An 18,624-nucleotide genomic window follows, 5' to 3' on the forward strand; every position below is an offset into this window, starting at 1 on the left:
GGAGCCGAGCACGGACTTGGGCGGCTCCGGCTTAACGGCCCTCCCCAACCGCCCAAATCGCTTCCATACCAGCGAGGAATTCATCGCGCAGACCATCGGGAAAATTGCGCGACATCGACAGTTGGACGACCAGAAGCGGCAGCGTCACCGCCCTGCGGAAAAACTCGAAATGCTCGACCCTGCGACCCGTCACGCTTTCATAATGGGCCACCCAGCTCGCGTCATCGGGAATCCTGGCGGCGACTTCGGGCGCCGACACGGCTCGATAATAGGAATTTGCCATACATTGCATGGCAATGTCGTAAGCCGGAGCAACGATACCCGCGAGTTCCCAGTCGATGATCGCGCGTACCTCGTCGCCTTCGAGCATGTAATTGCCGAGACTTGGATCGCCATGGATCAGCGCCAGGTCATCATGATGAATATCGGGCTGGTTCGCAAACAGCCAGGACCGCAACCGCTCGAGCCGCTCGCGATGCGGCGGCTGCACCCACTCGACGGTTTCCCAATACCAGTTGATATAGCGTTCGAAATGGGTCCGGCCCGCAGCCTGCCGAACGCAGGACGCGACCGCGCTGCCCTGCCAGGCGGCGCCATGCACGCTGCCCAGGGCCCGGAAAATCGATGCGATCCGCCGCTCGCGCACATCGGGCGCCGCGTCGCCGATCAGCCCGGCGCTGAAGGGCGACGCGTGCGCGACATCGCCTTCGACCTTCTCCATGATGAAGCCCGGCAGCCCGAGCACGGCGCCGTCGGGATCGATCCAGCGCGCGCGCGGAACCGCAAGCCCGGCATCGGCCAGACGCGCCTGCAGTTCATATTGCTGCCTGATGCCATAGTCGAAGAATATGCGGCCCTCGTTGCGGAGCGGCGCATAGCGCAACACGAGCGGCTCGACCTTGCCCTCCAATATTGCATCAAACACGACAACGCCGCTCGACGCGCCCGCATTGGCGCCGCCACCGCGAACATTGGCGATTTCCACCGGCCCCGCGATGTCCGGCTGCTGTGCCAGGAAGCGGGCAATGTCCGCCGGGTCTATATCGGTAAAGTCCGGCTTGGTCGCCCGCATCACGCTCGCGATAACGTCCGGTTTCGGTGTCTCCGCCATCGCGCGCCTCAGTTCGCGCCGAGCTTCATCGACAGGCGGATGCCATAGGTCCGTGGCGGCGAGAATTGTCCGGAAACATAGGCCCCCGTTGCCGCTGCGACGCGGCTGTAGGCATAAAGCTTGTTCGTGATATTCTCGGCGAACAATTGCGCCTGGAACCGATCGCCCGGCGACGACCAGCTCAGGCGGGCATTCAAGATCCAATAAGGCGCTTCGCGGGTTTGCGATTGGAAGGGCGCCTCCCCATTGAACACATCATGGAAGATTTGGCTGGTGTAGGCCGCTTCGCCCCGGAGGGTGAAGGCGCCGGCGTTCGCGGTCTCTATCCGCTGCTGCGCTCCGAAGTTGAGCTTCCATTCGGGGGCCCGGATAAGGCGGTTCCCTTTGATGTCGAGCGTCGCAAGGCCGAGCGGGTCCTGGAGAAGCTGGCTGCCATATTCGCTGTGGATCCACGAACCGGACCCATCGAGCGAGAATCCGGCAAGGCCGCGCGGCGCGAGCATATACTCGGCCTCGATGCCGTAAAGCGTCGCATCGGCGGCATTCCTGATCGTCGAGGAATTGTTGAGATAGGTCGTGAACTGGATGTCGCTGAAATCATAATAGAAGCCCGCCAAATTGACGCGCAGCTGATTGTCGGCGAGCGTCGACTTGAGCCCGGCTTCGTAGGACCAGAGGATTTCGGGGTTGAAACTCCCCGTGCATTCCGCCGGATTGAACCCCCCGGCCTTGTAGCCCCGCGACACCTTTCCGTAGAGCATCGCGCGATCCGAGAGGTCGAAATCCACCCCGGCCGTTCCGGTCCACGCGGTCCAGCTCTTCTTCGACTGGGTTTCGCACAAGGCCGCAGTCGGTACGAAGTTGGAGTGGAGCCGCCGGAAGACGTCCTTTTCATCGCGCGTGTAGCGAAGGCCCGCGGTCACCCGCAACCGATCCGCGATCCGGTAGGTGACTTGACCGAAGCCCGCCAGCGAGGAGCTTTTCTGCTCGGCACCGAAGCCCAGAAAGGCGACGGGCGTCGGTTGCCCGCCATAAAGGGTATTGCCGAGCAGCGGATCGGACCCGAGGAGGAGGAGATTGGGGATGAGAGGCTGCGACAGGTCGAAGACCGGTGGCGGTGCCGCGGTGCCCAGGCTGGCGGAGGCAATGATGAGATCGCCGAGCGAGGGCAGATAGATGTCCGCTTTCAGACTTGCGCGATCGTGCAGGTAAAAGACTCCTGCGAGCCAGTCCAGCCGGTCGTCGAACGCCTTCCCCGAGATATTCACTTCCTGCGTGAACTGCTTCGAGGTTTGCTGGATCGGATCCTCGTAGAGAATGGCCGCACTGCTGCCGTCATTGTCGGTCTGGATGAACAATTTGCTGAACCGATAAGCCGTGATCGACTTCAGCGATACATTCCCGATGTCCCAGTCGAGTGTCGCACTGGCCCCGCGAAGATTGACTTCGGTCCGCGACGGAAAGTCATTGGCAATGCGGGTCGATTTGGTGGGATCGCCTCCACGCAGCCCGGGCTCCGAGAGGCCAAACAGGTCGGAGATGCTTCGATTCCCCAGCAGCGCGAGGTCCGAGGGCGACAGGAGGCCGGGAATTCCGGCGAGCGCGGTTCCCGGAAGGGAGAAAATTCCGGTCGGCGTTTCGGGTGAGATGCTCGACGGCGTCGGGAGCGCATCGATGAACTGCTGTACCGCGGACGTAACCTGCCGTGACATGTCGCCGCGCAAGGTCAGCTTGATGTCGCTCGACGGCTCGATAAGCAGCGCAGCCTGGCCGCTCAGATGGTCGTTGGCATCGTACCGCTTGCCGTCGAAGACATTGAAGCGGTAGCCGTCTCTCCGGTCATATTTCACCGAGACCCGTGCTGCCACCTTGTCCGGCACGATCGCACCGGTTGCCCCGGCTTCCACCGCGACGCGATCGTAATTTCCATAAGTGAAGGCAAGATTGGCAGCCGTGTCGTAGGACGGCGGCTTGGTGATGTAATTGATCGTCCCGCCGGTCGAATTGCGACCGTACAGGGTACCTTGCGGGCCACGCAGAACTTCGATGCGCTCGAGGTCGAAGCTGGGGACGCTCTGGGCAAAGAGCTGACCCATGTAGACGCCGTCCTGGAACGTCGCGACCGTCGGCTCGCCGGCCGTAACCGTCAGGTCGGAGCCGATGCCGCGCATCGAAAGTTGCGAGTAGCCGGTAAGCTGGGCGAACACCAGCGACGGAACATTGTACTGCAACTGCTGAACGCCGTTGATCTGCTGCTGCTCCAGCGTCTCGGATGTGAAGGCGCTGACCGCAACGGGCGTGCGCTGGAGCGACTCGCTTCGCTTCTGGGCCGTGACGATGATTTCGCCCAGCTGCGACGATTCGTCGGCCGCAGGCGCTTCGGGCGCCGTTTGGGCCCGCGCTGCCCCAGCCCATGCCAACACGCCGATCGACGCACAAAGTGCCAGTGCCTTGCTCCGCATTCCAATTCCCTCCAGGAAGCCGTCTCGCGGCTCGCCGTCGGCAGCGCTGCTGCCGCGTCGATGGAGCCTGAGACGCGATGATGAGGGGATGAGGCCATCCGCGATAGCGCGCGCCGATCGATGCATCTGCCCATCCGGTCTCTTGCCGTAGCGCATTGTCAGCCTCCTCCCATTGACCGCCGGAGATTGCCTCCGTGCATTCGCGACCCCGAAGGTTCGCGAGCTTCATAGTGGTGGCATCATTAGGATTAATGTCAACGCAAAATATATATACGATCGTCCATATAGTTATAATTCGACCTTAGAGCGCCATCAGGGGTTGGGGCAAGCTTCTCCCGCGGCGCGTTCCTGCGCCTTGCTGTTCCGGGCATGGCAAAAGGAGACGTACGGCACGGCCGACGCCTTCGATATCGATCGGGCCAGTGCTGACCGGCAGTCGGCTAAGTTGCGGGACGCAGGCTCTTCACCACGGCGTTGGCGAGATAATTCGAATATCCTTGCTTCATGGGCTCGTCGATCGCGCCGATGCCGAAGATATGCTGCATTTGATAACGGCCATGGAAGAATTGATCGCAGGCACCGACGATGTGAAAATAAAGATGAAGCGGATCGACCTTTGCGAAAACTCCCGAGGCCTGCCCTTCGGCGAGGATGTTCCGGAGAATCGTTGCCGCCCGCTTGCTGAACTCCTCCGCGATCAGCGGACCGTAGGTTTCGGGCTCTTCGGTGACGAGTTGGTGGGTCAGCGGGTTGATGAACGGGTAAGTGAAATAGCTGTCGATCATCCCGCGAACGAAGCCCGACAGCTTCTCTTCAGGCGACAATTGTCGCTGCGAGAAGGCATCGAGCTTTGATATGTCGCCGCCCAGAACCGAGCGAAGCAACTCCATCATCAGCCCCGCCTTGTTGCCGAAATAGTAGCTGATCAGAGCAGAATTGAGATCGGCCCGCCGTGCAATATCGGCGAGCGAAACATCAATTGATCCTCGCTCAACCATGAGATTGGCCGTTGCCTCAACCAGCCGATCGCGCGGCGGGGTTTCCGGCTCGGCTGTCTTGGCCCGTCGGCCTCTTGGTTTCATCGCAGGCGCCCTCATCGATCTCCCCAGCGCTTCCTGAATTCGGTCCTGTCGTGCCGACAGGACTCAAGCATACCAGCCGCACCGGCTTTAACAATGGCATAGCGACCGCCTGGGCCGCGCGGCGATGCCAGTATTGCACTTGGAGACCGCGGCGCAGTCTCGCAGGTAGACCAGGCTCGAAAATGGCTTGAGGCGATAAAAACATCTCATGCTCTGTATCAGCGGTTCCCCGAGCCGCTCCGTCCTCGCTTTGCGCCACATCGCAAGATTGCCCACCTGGAGTGTGGATCGGCGTGCAAAAAGGGCTCTGACTCACTTTTGGTGCAAGTGCGTTGATAGTGGCGAGTTTCCCCGAAGGAGGACATCGCCATGCATGGGAGAGGTTTTCGCGAAGCCATTGCGCCAATAGGATTGGTGATCGACAAGGTCGAGTATGCCGCCAATCAGATACTGATCACCGGGCGATCCCGATTTCGAGTTTCGATCTGCCCGAACTGCTGCCGCCCATCTGCGCGTGTCCACAGTCGATATCACCGTACACTCGCCGATCTACCATCTCATGGCCGGCCGGTTCGGATTACTCTTGTCGCCCGGCGTTTTCGTTGCGCCACATCTCGGTGCGCCACGCGTATCTTCGTTGAACGCTTTCCTCCGGATGTGGCTGCAACATTTGCCCGGCGTACGGCCCGCCTGGATTCTATCGTACATCACCTTGGGCTGGCGCTGGGTGGGCGTCCGGCGGCCAGCTTGGCGCGCCGCCTTCTGATGCCGGTCAGCAAGGACACATTGCTTCGAACTGTGCGTCGGCGCTTCAAGGGCGCTCAGGTGAAGCCGACGATCATCGGCATCGACGACTGGGCGTGGAAGCGCGGACAGCGATATGGCACGATCGTCTGTGATCTGGAGCGCCGACAGATTATCGACCTCCTCCCCGATCGTGGCGTCGCCACCGTGGAAGCGTGGCTCAAGGCCCGGCCGGAGATCTGCATTATCTCGCGTGATCGCGGTGGCGGGTACCGCCATGCGGCCGCGCGGGCCTTGCCTGGCGCCCTGCAGATTGCCGATCGCTGGCATTTGATGGAGAATGCCAGCCAGGCGTTCCTCGACGCTGTCCGTAAATCTATGCGCGCCATTCGCCAGGCACTTCAATCCGCCGAACCCGATCCAGAACTCCTCACCTGCGCTGAGCGGCTTCAATACGAAGGCTTCAAGCGGCGTCAGGATGCCGATGATACGATCCGCTCGCTGCTTGGGAAAGGGGCGTCCATCAAGGCGGTTGTTCGCGCGACCGGCTATGCCCGCAAGACCGTACGCCAGGTCGCTCGTGGCGGACGATCCGATATGTTCCGCACCCGGCTTAGCTCTCTCGACCCGTGGCTCGGGACGCTCGATGCCGAATGGCGTTCCGGTTGCCGGAATGGTGCCGAACTCTGGCGGCGGCTCAAAATCATCGGCTTTAACGGAAGCCTGCGTGTCGTTGCAGAATGGGCGACGCGGCGGAGGCGCAACGAGGCAGCTCCGAACAACGTGTCGCGCGTCATTCCATCAGCCCGTGTGATTGCCCGGCTTATGACGATGGCCCGCGATCAACTCTCGAAATCAGAAGCCACGCTTATCGCGACGATTGAAGCCGCCGTGCCGGCGCTCGTCGTCGTTCGAAATCTTGCCGACCGATTCCACCGGATCATCAGGCAACAGAAAGACTTCGAGCTCGCCACATGGATCGACGAAGCCCGGAAAACTCCGCTTCGTTCGTTTGCGAATGGCTTGAGCGACGACTGGAATGCCGTGAAGGCCGCTATCGTGGAGCCCTGGTCCAACGGGCAAACGGAAGGACAGATCACGAAGTTGAAGCTCGTCAAACGCCAGATGTATGGACGCGCCAAGCTCGATTTGCTGCGGGCGAGGCTGATGCCACCTCGCGATCATCCCTCTGTATTGCACCAAAAGTGAGTCAGAGCCCCGTTTGCACGCCGATTGACACACCTGGAGCCCTTGGCGCGCGGAATGACCGCACCGCCGAGATGCAAACTTGTCATCATTTAATTAATCGAGTAATTCTAGGCTCGGACCGCGGCCGGCTCGATCCTGCGAAGATCGGGTTTTGATCCCGAATCCTGAGGCCTCGAGATGTTGAAGGTCAAAAATAGTGGAGAGACCGATGAGCCTGTATTCTGCGATTGATTTGCCCCATCACCCTGGAAATCATCCGTTCTGGCAGGAATCCTGGGTATTGGTGTTTCGTGATCCGGACACTGGCCTCGTCGGCTTCCTGCGCACGGGATCCTATGTGAATCAGAAGACCACGCAGACGCATTGGGGGATGGCATTCCCCGACGGAACCCGCTTCCGTCGCCACCTGCTCGACCGTCCTCTGGAGGCAGGCGATCGAACCGATGTCATGGCCAGTTCCGGAACGATGCGATTCACGATTCCCGATATGGAATATTGTCGCTTCGAGGCGTTCGACGACGATGCGGAAGCGGACCTGCGCATCTATGATTGGTATCCTTCGCAGGAATGGGAGGTGGTCGGAGGACCGGGTCATGGAACATTGACTTCGGGAGGCGACGATCATGGCCACCCGGAAAGCGCCGGCCGGGTGGAAGGCCGCGTCCGGATCGGCGACCGGGTGGTCACGATCGAGAATGGCATCGGCTACCGCGATCATGGCTACGGACCGCGCCCGCTACCGATGTTTCGCTCGGCGCGCTGGCATGCCGGCACGGTGGGCGAGAAGCTGAGCTACTCGCTGCTCACGATGCAGGCCGAGGATGGCGCCTTCGCCAAGATGGGCTATGTGATGCTCGATGGAAAGCGCGAGCCTATCCGGGATTTCCATACCGTCAATTGCACGCTGGGCGACGGCCTCTCGTCGATCGGCGGCTGGACTGTGGCGCAGCTCGAGAACGGCCAGACCCTTCGTATCGACGTCGAAGCTGTCGATGGCGTCGTGACTTCCACAGACCTCAACAATGGCGGTCCGAACTCTTCTCCGGCAGGGATCGAAGTTCTGTCTATCCCCAGGTGGCAAGGCCTGGAGGGCGTGTGCGATTTCAACATGATCGATAATGCCCATCGCGGCAATCAGGCGGTGTCGCACCTCTTTCTCGCCAACACGAACGACGGAATTTCCCAGCGGGGATTTGACCCCTCCTGGCTCCGCTAAAAAAGGCAGGCGACCGCATATGTAACTGCTGCGGTCGCCGCAGCCGCAAGGACTCGCGATCTCGCGAGCGTCGCAGTGCGGAGAGGACGCTCGGGGTCGAGCGAACAAGTGGACCCTAAATTTCAGTCGATCGTGCCCGACGGCGGCAGCAAAATCTCCAGTCCGACCCTGGCGGCCAAATCCGCGGCGATCTTCGGCCCGCGTTCGATGACTGGCAACAACTGGCGCAATATGGGCTCCGGGAAATGCCGGAACGTCAGCACGTTGATGACCGCCAGCCGATAGGCCGTAAACAGCTCGAAATAGGGCATGTTGCGAAGCTTGCGCCCCGACAGTCGCTCATATTCTGCAATCCGCTGCTGATAACTCAGCGTCCCTTCCAGAGCCGGGACATCATTCTGGATGATCTGGTCGCCCATATGCGTGAAACAGACATCGCATTCGGGCGTCCCGAGAAAGCTCATCTCCCAATCGACCACGGCCGACACCGCAGTCCCGAGATAGAGATAATTGCCGAAGTTCGCGTCGCCATGACACAGGACCGTATCAATGTCGGCCGGCTCATTTGCGACAAGCCAATCCCGGAGCGGTCGCAGCGCTTCGAGATAGGGCTTGCAGTCGGCATATTCGAGCGAATCCCAATACCAATTTACCTCGCGCTCGATCGGACGCGCACCCGCCGCGCGCTTTTCCAGCCATTCGAGCCCGAGCGCCCGCCAGTCCAGCGCATGCACGCGCGCGAGCGCTTCGAGATAGCCCAGTTGCATCTCGCGCCGCGCTGCCGGCTCAGCGTCGGCGATGATGCCCGAAGTCATCCAGGTCATCGGCGCGCTCGCCCCCTCGACCATTCCCATCACATAGCCCGGGCGACCGAGAAGGTTGCCGTCCGGATCGAGCCAGATCTGTGGCGGAACCGGCACATCGGTGGCTTCAAGCGCGCGCTGCAGGTTGAACTGCGCGGTGACGTCATAGGCGTGGAACAGGCCGCGCGTCGGCATGAAACGCAAGACGAGACCCGACGAGCGCGGCTCGCCGTCTTCGGTCCAGCTTGCCTCGAACAGAAGAGTTCCGTTCGAACCACCCGCAGCTGTGCCGACTTCGCGCACGTTGGCGACTCGGACGTCCGAGACTCCCGCCTGCGCGCCGATAAACTGCATGAGCCGGTCGCCCCATTGATCGGGAGTGGTTTCGGCGAACCGCGCACCACGCTGATGCTTGACGATAGCTGCGCCAATCTGATCGACATCGAGTTCCGACATGACTCTCCCGTTTCTGTTCTGCCGCGCGGCCGGCTCTCGACCGCAGGTTGGCGCCCATCGCCCAGGCGGGATCCTCGGGCGATCATCCGCGGTGCTCGAACGATTGTGCCATGTTTCGTGACCGCAGACGACGCTCCCGCAACGAGGGCGAAGCACCATCGGGCCCATTGAGCAGCGAAAGTCAACGGATAATTAATTGAATACCTAAAAAATTCGTGGCGCGTGCCCGCTGCCCGCTCCTCCGCCGCAACGCACCGTTAAACCCGCCGCAGCAGCAGCCCTGTTGACGGCGGAAAGAAAATATAATTAGCTGCGTAATTAATGAACGAACGATTCCCGGGTTTCGAGGAATCGCGCGCAATGCGCAATGAAGGGAGGAGGCCATGGAAATTTCGAAACTGTCACCGCTGCCGGATGATGTCGAGCTTCCGCACGATCCTGGGGAAGATCCGCAATGGCAGGAAAGCATTGTCCTTGGCTGGGCCGATCCCTCCCAGGAAATCGGCGGCTTCATCCGGATCGGCCATCAACCGATCCTCGGCCTTACCCGGTCCTGCTTTGGCGTGACCTCGCGTAACGGGCTCAACTATTCCCGCACAGCTGAAGGGCTTCCTCTTCGCGAAGCCGACCGGACCGTCGACACGTTCCATGCCGATGGTTTCCAGTCCGCCACATTCGGCGTCCGCTCAAGCCGGTGGCGTGCCAGCGACGAGAATGTCGATCTCGATATCCAGGTCCGCGATGTGCACGCACCCTATGATTTCTGGGACCTCACTGGCATGCGGAACGAAACGAGCCGCGTGATGGCAGCCAATCATCTCCAGGCCGGCGGCACTTTTTCGGGGTCCGTTCGAATCGGCGATGAGCCCGAGCGCGCCATTTCGGGCTTTACTTATCGCGACCATAGCTGGGGCCCACGGCACATGGATAACCCCAATGCCGACATGTATGCCGCCTGGTGGCTCGTGGGCTCGCTTGGTGAGGATTTTTCTTTTGGCTTCGGCGGCGGGCGCATGCGCTCCGGGCTCGAAAGTCTTTTCGGCTATATCGTAAAGGATGGCGAAGTGGACACCGCCGTGATCGAGGATGCGTCCGTGCTGATGGCATTTGACGGGCTATCCAATCGGGGCGGAACCGTCGTGGCCGTTTCGGAAAAATTTGGCCGGCTGACGTTCGAGGCCGAAGGATATGGCAATGTCTGGCTTGAACTTGGTCAGAAGCATTTCGAGATGGCGATGCCATGCACAATACGTTGCGGCAATCGCACGGGCGGTGGCCTCATCGACACGATCTTGAACCCACGCAATGGAACCGATCGTCCGACCTTCGTGGCGAGCGGCAGACTCGACAACGGTCTTTACCGCAGCCGGGCCGGGTTGAATCATCCATGAGCGGCGCGCAGACGATCGACCGCGAGGCGATGCGGACAGGCCTTCAGGCCTGGCTGCGGCAGAAATTCGCCGAACTGGGCGACCTGACCTTGTCGCCCCTGCGTTTTCCCAGCGGCACGGGTAACTCCGCTGAAACGATGTTCGCTACCATGGCTTATGAAGCCGATGGCGAACATCGTGAACGCGCACTCGTCATCAGGCGACAACTCGCTGGGACGGACCTTTTCCTTGACGCCGATATCAGGCTGCCGCACCGGATGATGGAGGCGCTCGCGCTCCACCCCCATATTCCTGCCCCGCGCGCGCTCGGTGTCGAACCCGACCCGGCGCCGATCGGGAGCCCCTTCCTCGTGATGGAGGCGATCGAAGGACGGGTCGTTGACCAGGTGCCGAATTATAACGTCGAAGGGTGGCTCGCCGATTTGCCGATCGAACAGCGACGCGAGATATGGCTGCGAGCGATCGGAACGCTGGCGCGGCTCCACCGGATCGACTGGCGGCAAGGCTTTTCCTTTCTGGACGACCGCCAGCGGGGCGAACCCGGCATCGATCAGTTCCTTGCCTGGACCAGAGACTGGTATATCTGGGCCAAAGCTGGTCGCCGGCTCGAAGTTGCCGACGCCGCCCTCGACTATCTCATGGCAAACAAGCCCCGGGACACCGATGTCAGCGTCCTTTGGGGCGATCCGACACCTGCCAATATGATGTTCGGACCCGACCTCAGCGTAGCAGCCCTGATCGACTTCGAAATGGCTTCCCTCGGTCCCGGCGAAGCAGATCTCGCGTGGTGGCTCGAGGCCGAGGAAAATTTCTCGACGCTGTCGGGGGTAGCGCGGCTCGAGGGTCTGCCAAGCCGCGCCGAGATCATCGCCCATTACGAAGCCGAACGCGGTCGGCCGGTTGCCGATCTGGACTATTATTCGATGCTCGCCTGGTTCCGCATGAACATCGTGGGAATTCGCTTCTCGGATCGCCTCGTCGGCGAAGGGCGGATGCCAGCGGGGACGGACGTGCTGACAAACAATCCCGCGACGATGCTGATGGCGCGCAAACTCGGTATGCCGGACGCATCGCCGGGCGAAGGTTTCATGGCGATGGTCAATGGTATGGCCGGTGCGGGGGCGTGATCTTTAGTCATTACAAACAGAAAAGAAGGGATTGAGGTAATGGAAGCCGTGTTCTCGGATCATTGGGATTGCCCGCACCAGTTCAGCGACGAACCTAGCTGGCAGGAGAGCGATTGCTACTGGTTCTATGATGTCAAATTGGGCGTGGGAGGCTTCCATCGCATCGGCCAGAAGCCGAACAAGGGCACGGGCCAGCTGATGCTGTTCGTCTTCAAGACGGGCGGTGAACGATTTGTCCTCAACAGCGCCCCGCGCAACGAGGTACAATTGGGTGCGGACGCGCGCCAGTCCCGCAAGCAGGTCGTTGGCAGCCACACGGCCGAGGCTCTCGGCGACGGCAGGATGCGCTACACTTGGGACGAGCCTGAGTCTTCGGCTGATATCGAATTCTACGAGAGCTTCTATACACCGCGCAACTGGCCGTCGGGCAAGAATACAGAGCATTTCGAAGAAGCTACCAATTCCGATGGTCACCTCGAATGCGGCGGCCGCATTCGCGGGAAAGTCCGAATTGGCGACAATGAATATGAAATTGACGCTCTTGCCCATCGCGACCGGTCATGGGGGAAGCGCAGCGACAGCGCGCCCATGATGCATCGATATCGCATGTACACCGGCACCTGTGGTTCCGAACTCAGCTTCGCGGGCTTCTTTCTCGATTTCAACGAAACGACCCCGATGACAATGGGCTTCGTCGATCGCAACGGCAAGCAGGAGGCGATCACCAACCTGCGGGTTGCCGTGACTTTTGATTATGATGGCCTGACTCCGCTCGGGAGCATCGGCATCATGACGCTTGAGTCCGGCGAGCAGCTCAGGATCGAATCCAAGGTCGTTCAGGGGTTCCTCACACCTCTGCCGGCGATGGGCACATTCTCGCAGGACAATATCTCGACCTTTGAATATGGCGGGAAAACAGGGTTCGTCGATCTCGAAATGTGCACGAACCCTGGCCGGGGTTCATATATCCCGAACCAGGCGGACGTCAGTTTTCTTGCGATTGCCGAGGGGCTCAGCAAGGCCGAGGATTATATTATTTGAATCGACGTGGGTTGCCGGCGCCCGGAAAAGGCGCCGGCACGGCGACGCCCAACCGGCAATCGCGTTTGAGAATGCGCGAAAGTGCCGGACCCGATGCTAATGATAGAGGGGCCGCGCAGCTGGCAAGCTGCGCGGCCCCTGTCCATTGTGTTGCTTCTCGGGCCGGGTGCTGTCCGCCATGCCCCGATCCGCGGCGTCAATCGCCGTATATGCGTTTCGCGTTGGCGAGTTCGGCATGAAGGTGGGCGAGATAATAGGTCCAGACCTGTTCGAAGGCTGGCTGGAAGCTCCGCCCCGATAGCAGGATGCACTGCGTCTTGAAGAGAGGAAACAGTTTGAAAAAGTCATAATGTTCCGCCGGAGCGCCGGCCTCTTCCTCGAACCGAGCAAGATATTCTGCCTCGGTCGGTGTCCCGTCGACATGCTTGTCGAGCTGTTTCATCGTCTCGGTGAGGAAGACGATGAGCGCAAGGTCGGCCTCATTATGGCCGAGATAGGCGAGTTCCCAATCGAGCACAGCCGCAAGCCGCCCGTCGCGAAACATCACATTCGCGATCTGGGAATCGCCCTGTACAAGCGTTCCCTCGCGAACGGCTGGCTGGTGCGCGACCATCCAGCGGTGAGCCTCGACGATGGGGTCGAGCTTCGGATCGTCCGGCTCGGAGCTTAGTTTTGCTTCCGCGAGGAACCAGTTGAGTTCGCGTTCGATATCGGTTTCACCGCTGCCGCGCGCGAGCAGATGCGGCAGTTCCTCGCGACCGATCGCCTCGCGGCGCAGGCGACCATGAAAGCCAGCGGCTTCAAGCATCATCGCCTTGCGCGCTTCCGGACTGACGTCGGCGAGCGGCCCCTTGGAGTACATTGCGGACGCGGGAGGCGTGCCCTCGATCCGCGCCATGACGAAGGACGGATAGCCGACAGCCGAACCGTCCGCGTCAAGCCATAGCGGCTCGGGCACGGGCAGACCGCGCTTGTATGCCGCGACGAGAGTCAGGAACTCGTCAGAAAAGCTCTTCTGCTTGATCATGGTCGTGCCAGGCGCGTAACGCGCGACCATGTCTTCCCGGCGACGCTCGCCGCTCCGCCCGAACTCGGCCGTGAACAACAGAATGCCGTTGCTGGCACCGGATGATTGCGGGACAATGAAATTGCTGAGCGTGACGGGGCCTTCGATGCCGGGCTGCGCAGCAATGAAGGCTGCCAGCCGATCTGCGTCAATTTCCGGGTAGCCCGACTTCGCAGCCGCGACCGACTTGTCGTAGAACCCCTGCAATTCTTCAGTTTCCGCACTCATTTCAAATCAACTTTCCGTGTTCAATATTCTTCGGCGACGGGCCGGCCCGCAGGCCGGCCCTGGTGCCTCAGCGGATTTTCAGTGCCAGTTCCACACCATAGGTGCGTGGCGGATTATAGACCCCCGTGACCCCATTGAGCTGCACCACAGTCCCCTGGATATAATTTGTCTTGGTGATGTTCCGGACAAAGCCACGCACGGTGACCAATTCATTGGGTTCGTACGTCACGAATGCATTATACAGTTCATATGCATTCTGCCGCAGCGAGGGATCATTATATTCGCGGAGGCGGTATCCGCTTGTGAAATAGGCCTCGCCGCGAAGCGTGATCTTGCCCGAGCCGACGGGAAATTCGAGTTGCGTGCCGATCGTACCGGACGCACCCGGAGCCTTGTTGAGAGCCCGTCCCGCCAAATCGGTACCATCGGGCTCGCCAAAGATCGCGCCACCCGTCGACAGGAAGCGCTTATATTCGCTGTGTACGAAGCTCGCGTTGCCATCGAAGCTCAGCATATCATTGACCTGCAGCCGCCCGTCGATGTCCAGCCCGTAGATCTCGCTTTTCGGAGCGCCTACGACATTGGTCCCGAATATCGTCGACTGCTCGACCGAGATATTCTTGTAATCATAGTAGAAGGCCGAGAGGTTAAGCGTCGCACGCCTGTCAAGAAACCGCGTCTTGAGTCCCGTCTCGATGGCGTTGACCGTTTCCGGTTTATACTGATTGCCGCAGGTACTGTTGGAAAAGCCGCCGGACTTGTACCCACGCGACAACTGCCCATAGGCCATGACATCGTCCGACAGATCATGCTGCAGGCCTATGCGTCCCGTAGCCGACCAGTCGGTCACGCGCTGAAGCGGTGCGCCCGGACTGCAATCGGTCTGAACGACCGTGCCGCCGGGAAGCTGGAACGTCACCAACAGATCATTTTGCGACCGCTCGTAAAGACCCCGGACGCCACCAAACAGCCGGGTAGCGTCGCTCACGCTGATCGTGGCATCTGCGAATATGGAGGCGCTTTCGCGCTTCGAGCGGCCGTTGGACACACGGATGAGTGCGGACGGGCTGCCAAGCAGCCGTCCGTCGAGGGTAACTGAGCCGGTCGTTCGGTTGATTTCATTATAGTAAAAGGCCCCCACCAGCCAGTCCACCGGCCCACTGTCGCCCTTGAGGTTGAATTCCTGTGAGAAGGTCGAAACCCGGACACCCTGGGCGATCGGAATGGTCAGATTTGCAAAGATCGGGTCATTCGGATTTCCTTGCGCCAACGAGTCCAGCGAATTGTAATTGACGCGCAGGCGAGAAGCGCCGGTGATCGAGACAAGATTTACGTTGCCGCCGAGATCGAACGTGTTTTTCAGCGATGCCAGCGCGATGGACCGATTGCCGTCAAAAATGAGCGGTGAGTTCAACCGGCGAGGGGTGACGATCGTATCCTGGATCGGCAAGGACAGGCGGTTGAGGTCATAGGGCTGACGCACCGGGCCGTTGCTGGCTTCGCGCCGGTAGGTCAGGCGCGCTTCCATATCCCACCCGGGCGACACGTCGGCGTCGATACCGAAACGGCCACCGATGTAGCGCAGATCGTCGAGATCCTGGCCGGTCTGGAGATTCTTGACATAGCCATCGCGTTGGCCACCTTCGATGTAGAGCCGCGCGCGCACTCCGTCGCTAAGCGGGCCGCTGACATAAGCCGAGCCTTTGAGGTCGTCATAATTCCCGTAGCCCGCCGTAACGCCCGCTTCGAACTCGCGGGTAGGCGCCGCCGATATGAAGTTGACGATACCCGCCGTGGAATTCTTGCCGTAAAGTGTCCCTTGCGGGCCACGCAGCACTTCGATCCCGCCAAGGTCGAACTGGCCGAGGCCAGCGCCCTGAGGGCTCGAAAGATAGACGCCGTCGAGATGCAAGGAGACCGAATTTTCGCCCGCGCCGGTCGTGAAGGTGGTGCCGACGCCGCGAATGGAAATGTTGGAGTTGCCGGAAACAGGGTCGAACTTGAGGCCCGCAACCGCCCCCTGAAGCTCTTCAAGACCGCCAATCTGGCGATCCTCGATCATGCCCGCGTCGAGCGCGTTAATTACTGCAGGAACATCTTGGAGATTCTGGGACCGCTTCTGAGCTGTCACAATAATTTCGTTTAGCCCCGTCGAACTTCCATCGGTGTTGGCCGAGGCATCACGGCTTGCTGGCGCCTCGCTTCCCTCGATAGTGTCAGCCGCGCTGGCAGACGTCGATACACCGAGCATGATGCCCGCCATTGCCAACGCGGACACTGTGGCAAGCTGGTTTGATCGATTAATCACTTCAGTCTCTCCCTTCCCATTCGCGCGTCTCGGCGCGCATCCTTATTTTTGCGGGCTGTGATCTTTGAGGCGCAGACATGCAGCGTGCCCAGCGGCTAAGCGGTAGGCGCCGCACACCCGGCTAAAATCTTCAAAAATATATGATTTTCCATCCTCCCGTCGACTAGCTCAAGCCAGCCCCGAAACCCGCATAGTTTCAACTGGTCTGCGCCAGCATTCAGGCATAAATCCCCCAAGTGGTCATAATTGTCAATATAATAACGTTTTCTCCCAGTTTGCTTTTCAATTCGCCCCTTGAGTCGGGCTGATTGATCGGAAAATGAAGTTTGATCGCAACCCCGCAAAGCGCTCGATCCTGATTTGCCGGCAGACTTGTCCGCGCCGGAAACGCAGCATCCGCCACATCAGAAATGGCAACACGCCGCTAAGAGGGACCTGGGCCGGCAAGATCGGGACCTTGGCAAAGCAGTTGTTACGGCTCGACCTGATGCTGCTCGATAAGCTTGGATATCCGCCCTTCAGACGAAGGGAGGGCGCTGCTCCCTCTGATCAGCAAGGCCTATGAGCGCTTCAGTGTGCACATCACTACAAACCCCGCGTTAGCAGACTGGCCCATCATCTTCGGTGATCCCAAGATGACTACGGCGCTGCTCGACCGCGCGATCTCGTCAGGACCGGGGAGGAAAGCCAGCGATGTCAAACGGCGTTCAAAAGGGGCTCTGACTCACTTTTGGTGCAATACAGAGGGATGATCGCGAGGTGGCATCAGCCTCGCCCGCAGCAAATCGAGCTTGGCGCGTCCATACATCTGGCGTTTGACGAGCTTCAACTTCGTGATCTGTCCTTCCGTTTGCCCGTTGGACCAGGGCTCCACGATAGCGGCCTTCACGGCATTCCAGTCGTCGCTCAAGCCATTCGCAAACGAACGAAGCGGAGTTTTCCGGGCTTCGTCGATCCATGTGGCGAGCTCGAAGTCTTTCTGTTGCCTGATGATCCGGTGGAATCGGTCGGCAAGATTTCGAACGACGACGAGCGCCGGCACGGCGGCTTCAATCGTCGCGATAAGCGTGGCTTCTGATTTCGAGAGTTGATCGCGGGCCATCGTCATAAGCCGGGCAATCACACGGGCTGATGGAATGACGCGCGACACGTTGTTCGGAGCTGCCTCGTTGCGCCTCCGCCGCGTCGCCCATTCTGCAACGACACGCAGGCTTCCGTTAAAGCCGATGATTTTGAGCCGCCGCCAGAGTTCGGCACCATTCCGGCAACCGGAACGCCATTCGGCATCGAGCGTCCCGAGCCACGGGTCGAGAGAGCTAAGCCGGGTGCGGAACATATCGGATCGTCCGCCACGAGCGACCTGGCGTACGGTCTTGCGGGCATAGCCGGTCGCGCGAACAACCGCCTTGATGGACGCCCCTTTCCCAAGCAGCGAGCGGATCGTATCATCGGCATCCTGACGCCGCTTGAAGCCTTCGTATTGAAGCCGCTCAGCGCAGGTGAGGAGTTCTGGATCGGGTTCGGCGGATTGAAGTGCCTGGCGAATGGCGCGCATAGATTTACGGACAGCGTCGAGGAACGCCTGGCTGGCATTCTCCATCAAATGCCAGCGATCGGCAATCTGCAGGGCGCCAGGCAAGGCCCGCGCGGCCGCATGGCGGTACCCGCCACCGCGATCACGCGAGATAATGCAGATCTCCGGCCGGGCCTTGAGCCACGCTTCCACGGTGGCGACGCCACGATCGGGGAGGAGGTCGATAATCTGTCGGCGCTCCAGATCACAGACGATCGTGCCATATCGCTGTCCGCGCTTCCACGCCCAGTCGTCGATGCCGATGATCGTCGGCTTCACCTGAGCGCCCTTGAAGCGCCGACGCACAGTTCGAAGCAATGTGTCCTTGCTGACCGGCATCAGAAGGCGGCGCGCCAAGCTGGCCGCCGGACGCCCACCCAGCGCCAGCCCAAGGTGATGTACGATAGAATCCAGGCGGGCCGTACGCCGGGCAAATGTTGCAGCCACATCCGGAGGAAAGCGTTCAACGAAGATACGCGTGGCGCACCGAGATGTGGCGCAACGAAAACGCCGGGCGACAAGAGTAATCCGAACCGGCCGGCCATGAGATGGTAGATCGGCGAGTGTACGGTGATATCGACTGTGGACACGCGCAGATGGGCGGCAGCAGTTCGGGCAGATCGAAACTCGAAATCGGGATCGCCCGGTGATCAGTATCTGATTGGCGGCATACTCGACCTTGTCGATCACCAATCCTATTGGCGCAATGGCTTCGCGAAAACCTCTCCCATGCATGGCGATGTCCTCCTTCGGGGAAACTCGCCACTATCAACGCACTTGCACCAAAAGTGAGTCAGAGCCGAAGAG

General features: G+C 60.4%; 12 protein-coding genes and 1 pseudogene. 6 read left to right on the plus strand and 7 right to left on the minus strand.

The genetic code is table 11. The features are described from left to right. Positions 1–31 precede the first annotated feature (31 nt). The 3 genes from CVO77_RS08520 to CVO77_RS08530 all read right to left on the minus strand — a co-directional run bounded on the left by CVO77_RS08520 (position 32) and on the right by CVO77_RS08530 (position 4,655). A complete protein-coding gene (locus tag CVO77_RS08520) occupies positions 32–1,111 on the minus strand; it encodes a phosphotransferase family protein (protein WP_088473819.1) in 1,080 nt (359 codons plus the stop codon). Positions 1,112–1,119: 8 nt separating this feature from the next. Continuing rightward, entirely contained in the window at positions 1,120–3,729 is a 2,610-nt protein-coding gene (locus CVO77_RS08525; protein WP_105998670.1) for a TonB-dependent receptor, read from the minus strand. A 284-nt stretch (positions 3,730–4,013) separates the two neighbouring features. Continuing rightward, positions 4,014–4,655, minus strand: coding sequence for a TetR family transcriptional regulator (locus CVO77_RS08530; RefSeq protein ID WP_158213701.1), 642 nt, complete (start codon positions 4,653–4,655; stop codon positions 4,014–4,016). A gap of 369 nt (positions 4,656–5,024) precedes the next feature. On the opposite strand from CVO77_RS08530, the gene CVO77_RS08535 reads away from it, so the two are divergent. Together CVO77_RS08535 and CVO77_RS08540 are read left to right on the plus strand one after the other, a co-directional pair. Continuing rightward, entirely contained in the window at positions 5,025–6,608 is a 1,584-nt protein-coding gene (locus tag CVO77_RS08535) for an ISL3 family transposase (RefSeq protein ID WP_105998671.1), read from the plus strand. Between the two features lie 208 nt (positions 6,609–6,816). Then, positions 6,817–7,824, plus strand: a complete 1,008-nt coding sequence (locus CVO77_RS08540) for a DUF7064 domain-containing protein (protein ID WP_058801215.1) — start codon at positions 6,817–6,819, stop codon at positions 7,822–7,824. 122 nt (positions 7,825–7,946) lie between these two features. On the opposite strand, the gene CVO77_RS08545 is transcribed toward CVO77_RS08540, so the two are convergent. Then, entirely contained in the window at positions 7,947–9,083 is a 1,137-nt protein-coding gene (locus CVO77_RS08545) for a phosphotransferase family protein (protein WP_054586672.1), read from the minus strand. Between the two features lie 383 nt (positions 9,084–9,466). Here CVO77_RS08545 and CVO77_RS21605 point away from each other — a divergent pair, with 383 nt between their 5' ends. From CVO77_RS21605 to CVO77_RS08560, 3 genes are all read left to right on the plus strand, one after another. Next, positions 9,467–10,474 carry a DUF7065 domain-containing protein gene (locus CVO77_RS21605; protein WP_242446151.1) on the plus strand — a complete coding sequence of 336 codons (1,008 nt, stop codon included), beginning with the start codon at positions 9,467–9,469 and terminating at the stop codon, positions 10,472–10,474. Positions 10,475–10,623: 149 nt separating this feature from the next. Then, positions 10,624–11,601, plus strand: coding sequence for a phosphotransferase family protein (locus CVO77_RS08555; RefSeq protein ID WP_242446179.1), 978 nt, complete (start codon positions 10,624–10,626; stop codon positions 11,599–11,601). A 39-nt stretch (positions 11,602–11,640) separates the two neighbouring features. After that, positions 11,641–12,642, plus strand: coding sequence for a DUF7064 domain-containing protein (locus CVO77_RS08560; RefSeq protein ID WP_105998675.1), 1,002 nt, complete (start codon positions 11,641–11,643; stop codon positions 12,640–12,642). Positions 12,643–12,838: 196 nt separating this feature from the next. On the opposite strand, the gene CVO77_RS08565 is transcribed toward CVO77_RS08560, so the two are convergent. Together CVO77_RS08565 and CVO77_RS08570 are read right to left on the minus strand one after the other, a co-directional pair. Beyond that, positions 12,839–13,936 carry a phosphotransferase family protein gene (locus CVO77_RS08565; protein WP_105998676.1) on the minus strand — a complete coding sequence of 366 codons (1,098 nt, stop codon included), beginning with the start codon at positions 13,934–13,936 and terminating at the stop codon, positions 12,839–12,841. 67 nt (positions 13,937–14,003) lie between these two features. After that, on the minus strand, positions 14,004–16,244 hold the full coding sequence (locus CVO77_RS08570) for a TonB-dependent receptor (RefSeq protein ID WP_146130837.1): 2,241 nt from the start codon (positions 16,242–16,244) through the stop codon (positions 14,004–14,006). Between the two features lie 442 nt (positions 16,245–16,686). Here CVO77_RS08570 and CVO77_RS21610 point away from each other — a divergent pair. Then, positions 16,687–16,903 (plus strand): annotated as a pseudogene (locus CVO77_RS21610) (ATP-binding protein); the annotation flags it as partial. A 65-nt stretch (positions 16,904–16,968) separates the two neighbouring features. Here CVO77_RS21610 and CVO77_RS08580 read toward each other — a convergent pair. Further along, positions 16,969–18,552: an ISL3 family transposase gene (locus tag CVO77_RS08580; RefSeq protein ID WP_105998671.1), complete on the minus strand. Its 1,584-nt coding sequence runs from the start codon at positions 18,550–18,552 to the stop codon at positions 16,969–16,971. Positions 18,553–18,624 lie beyond the last annotated feature (72 nt).

Origin of the sequence: Sphingopyxis lindanitolerans (assembly GCF_002993885.1) — a bacterium.
GTDB classification, from domain to species: domain Bacteria; phylum Pseudomonadota; class Alphaproteobacteria; order Sphingomonadales; family Sphingomonadaceae; genus Sphingopyxis; species Sphingopyxis lindanitolerans.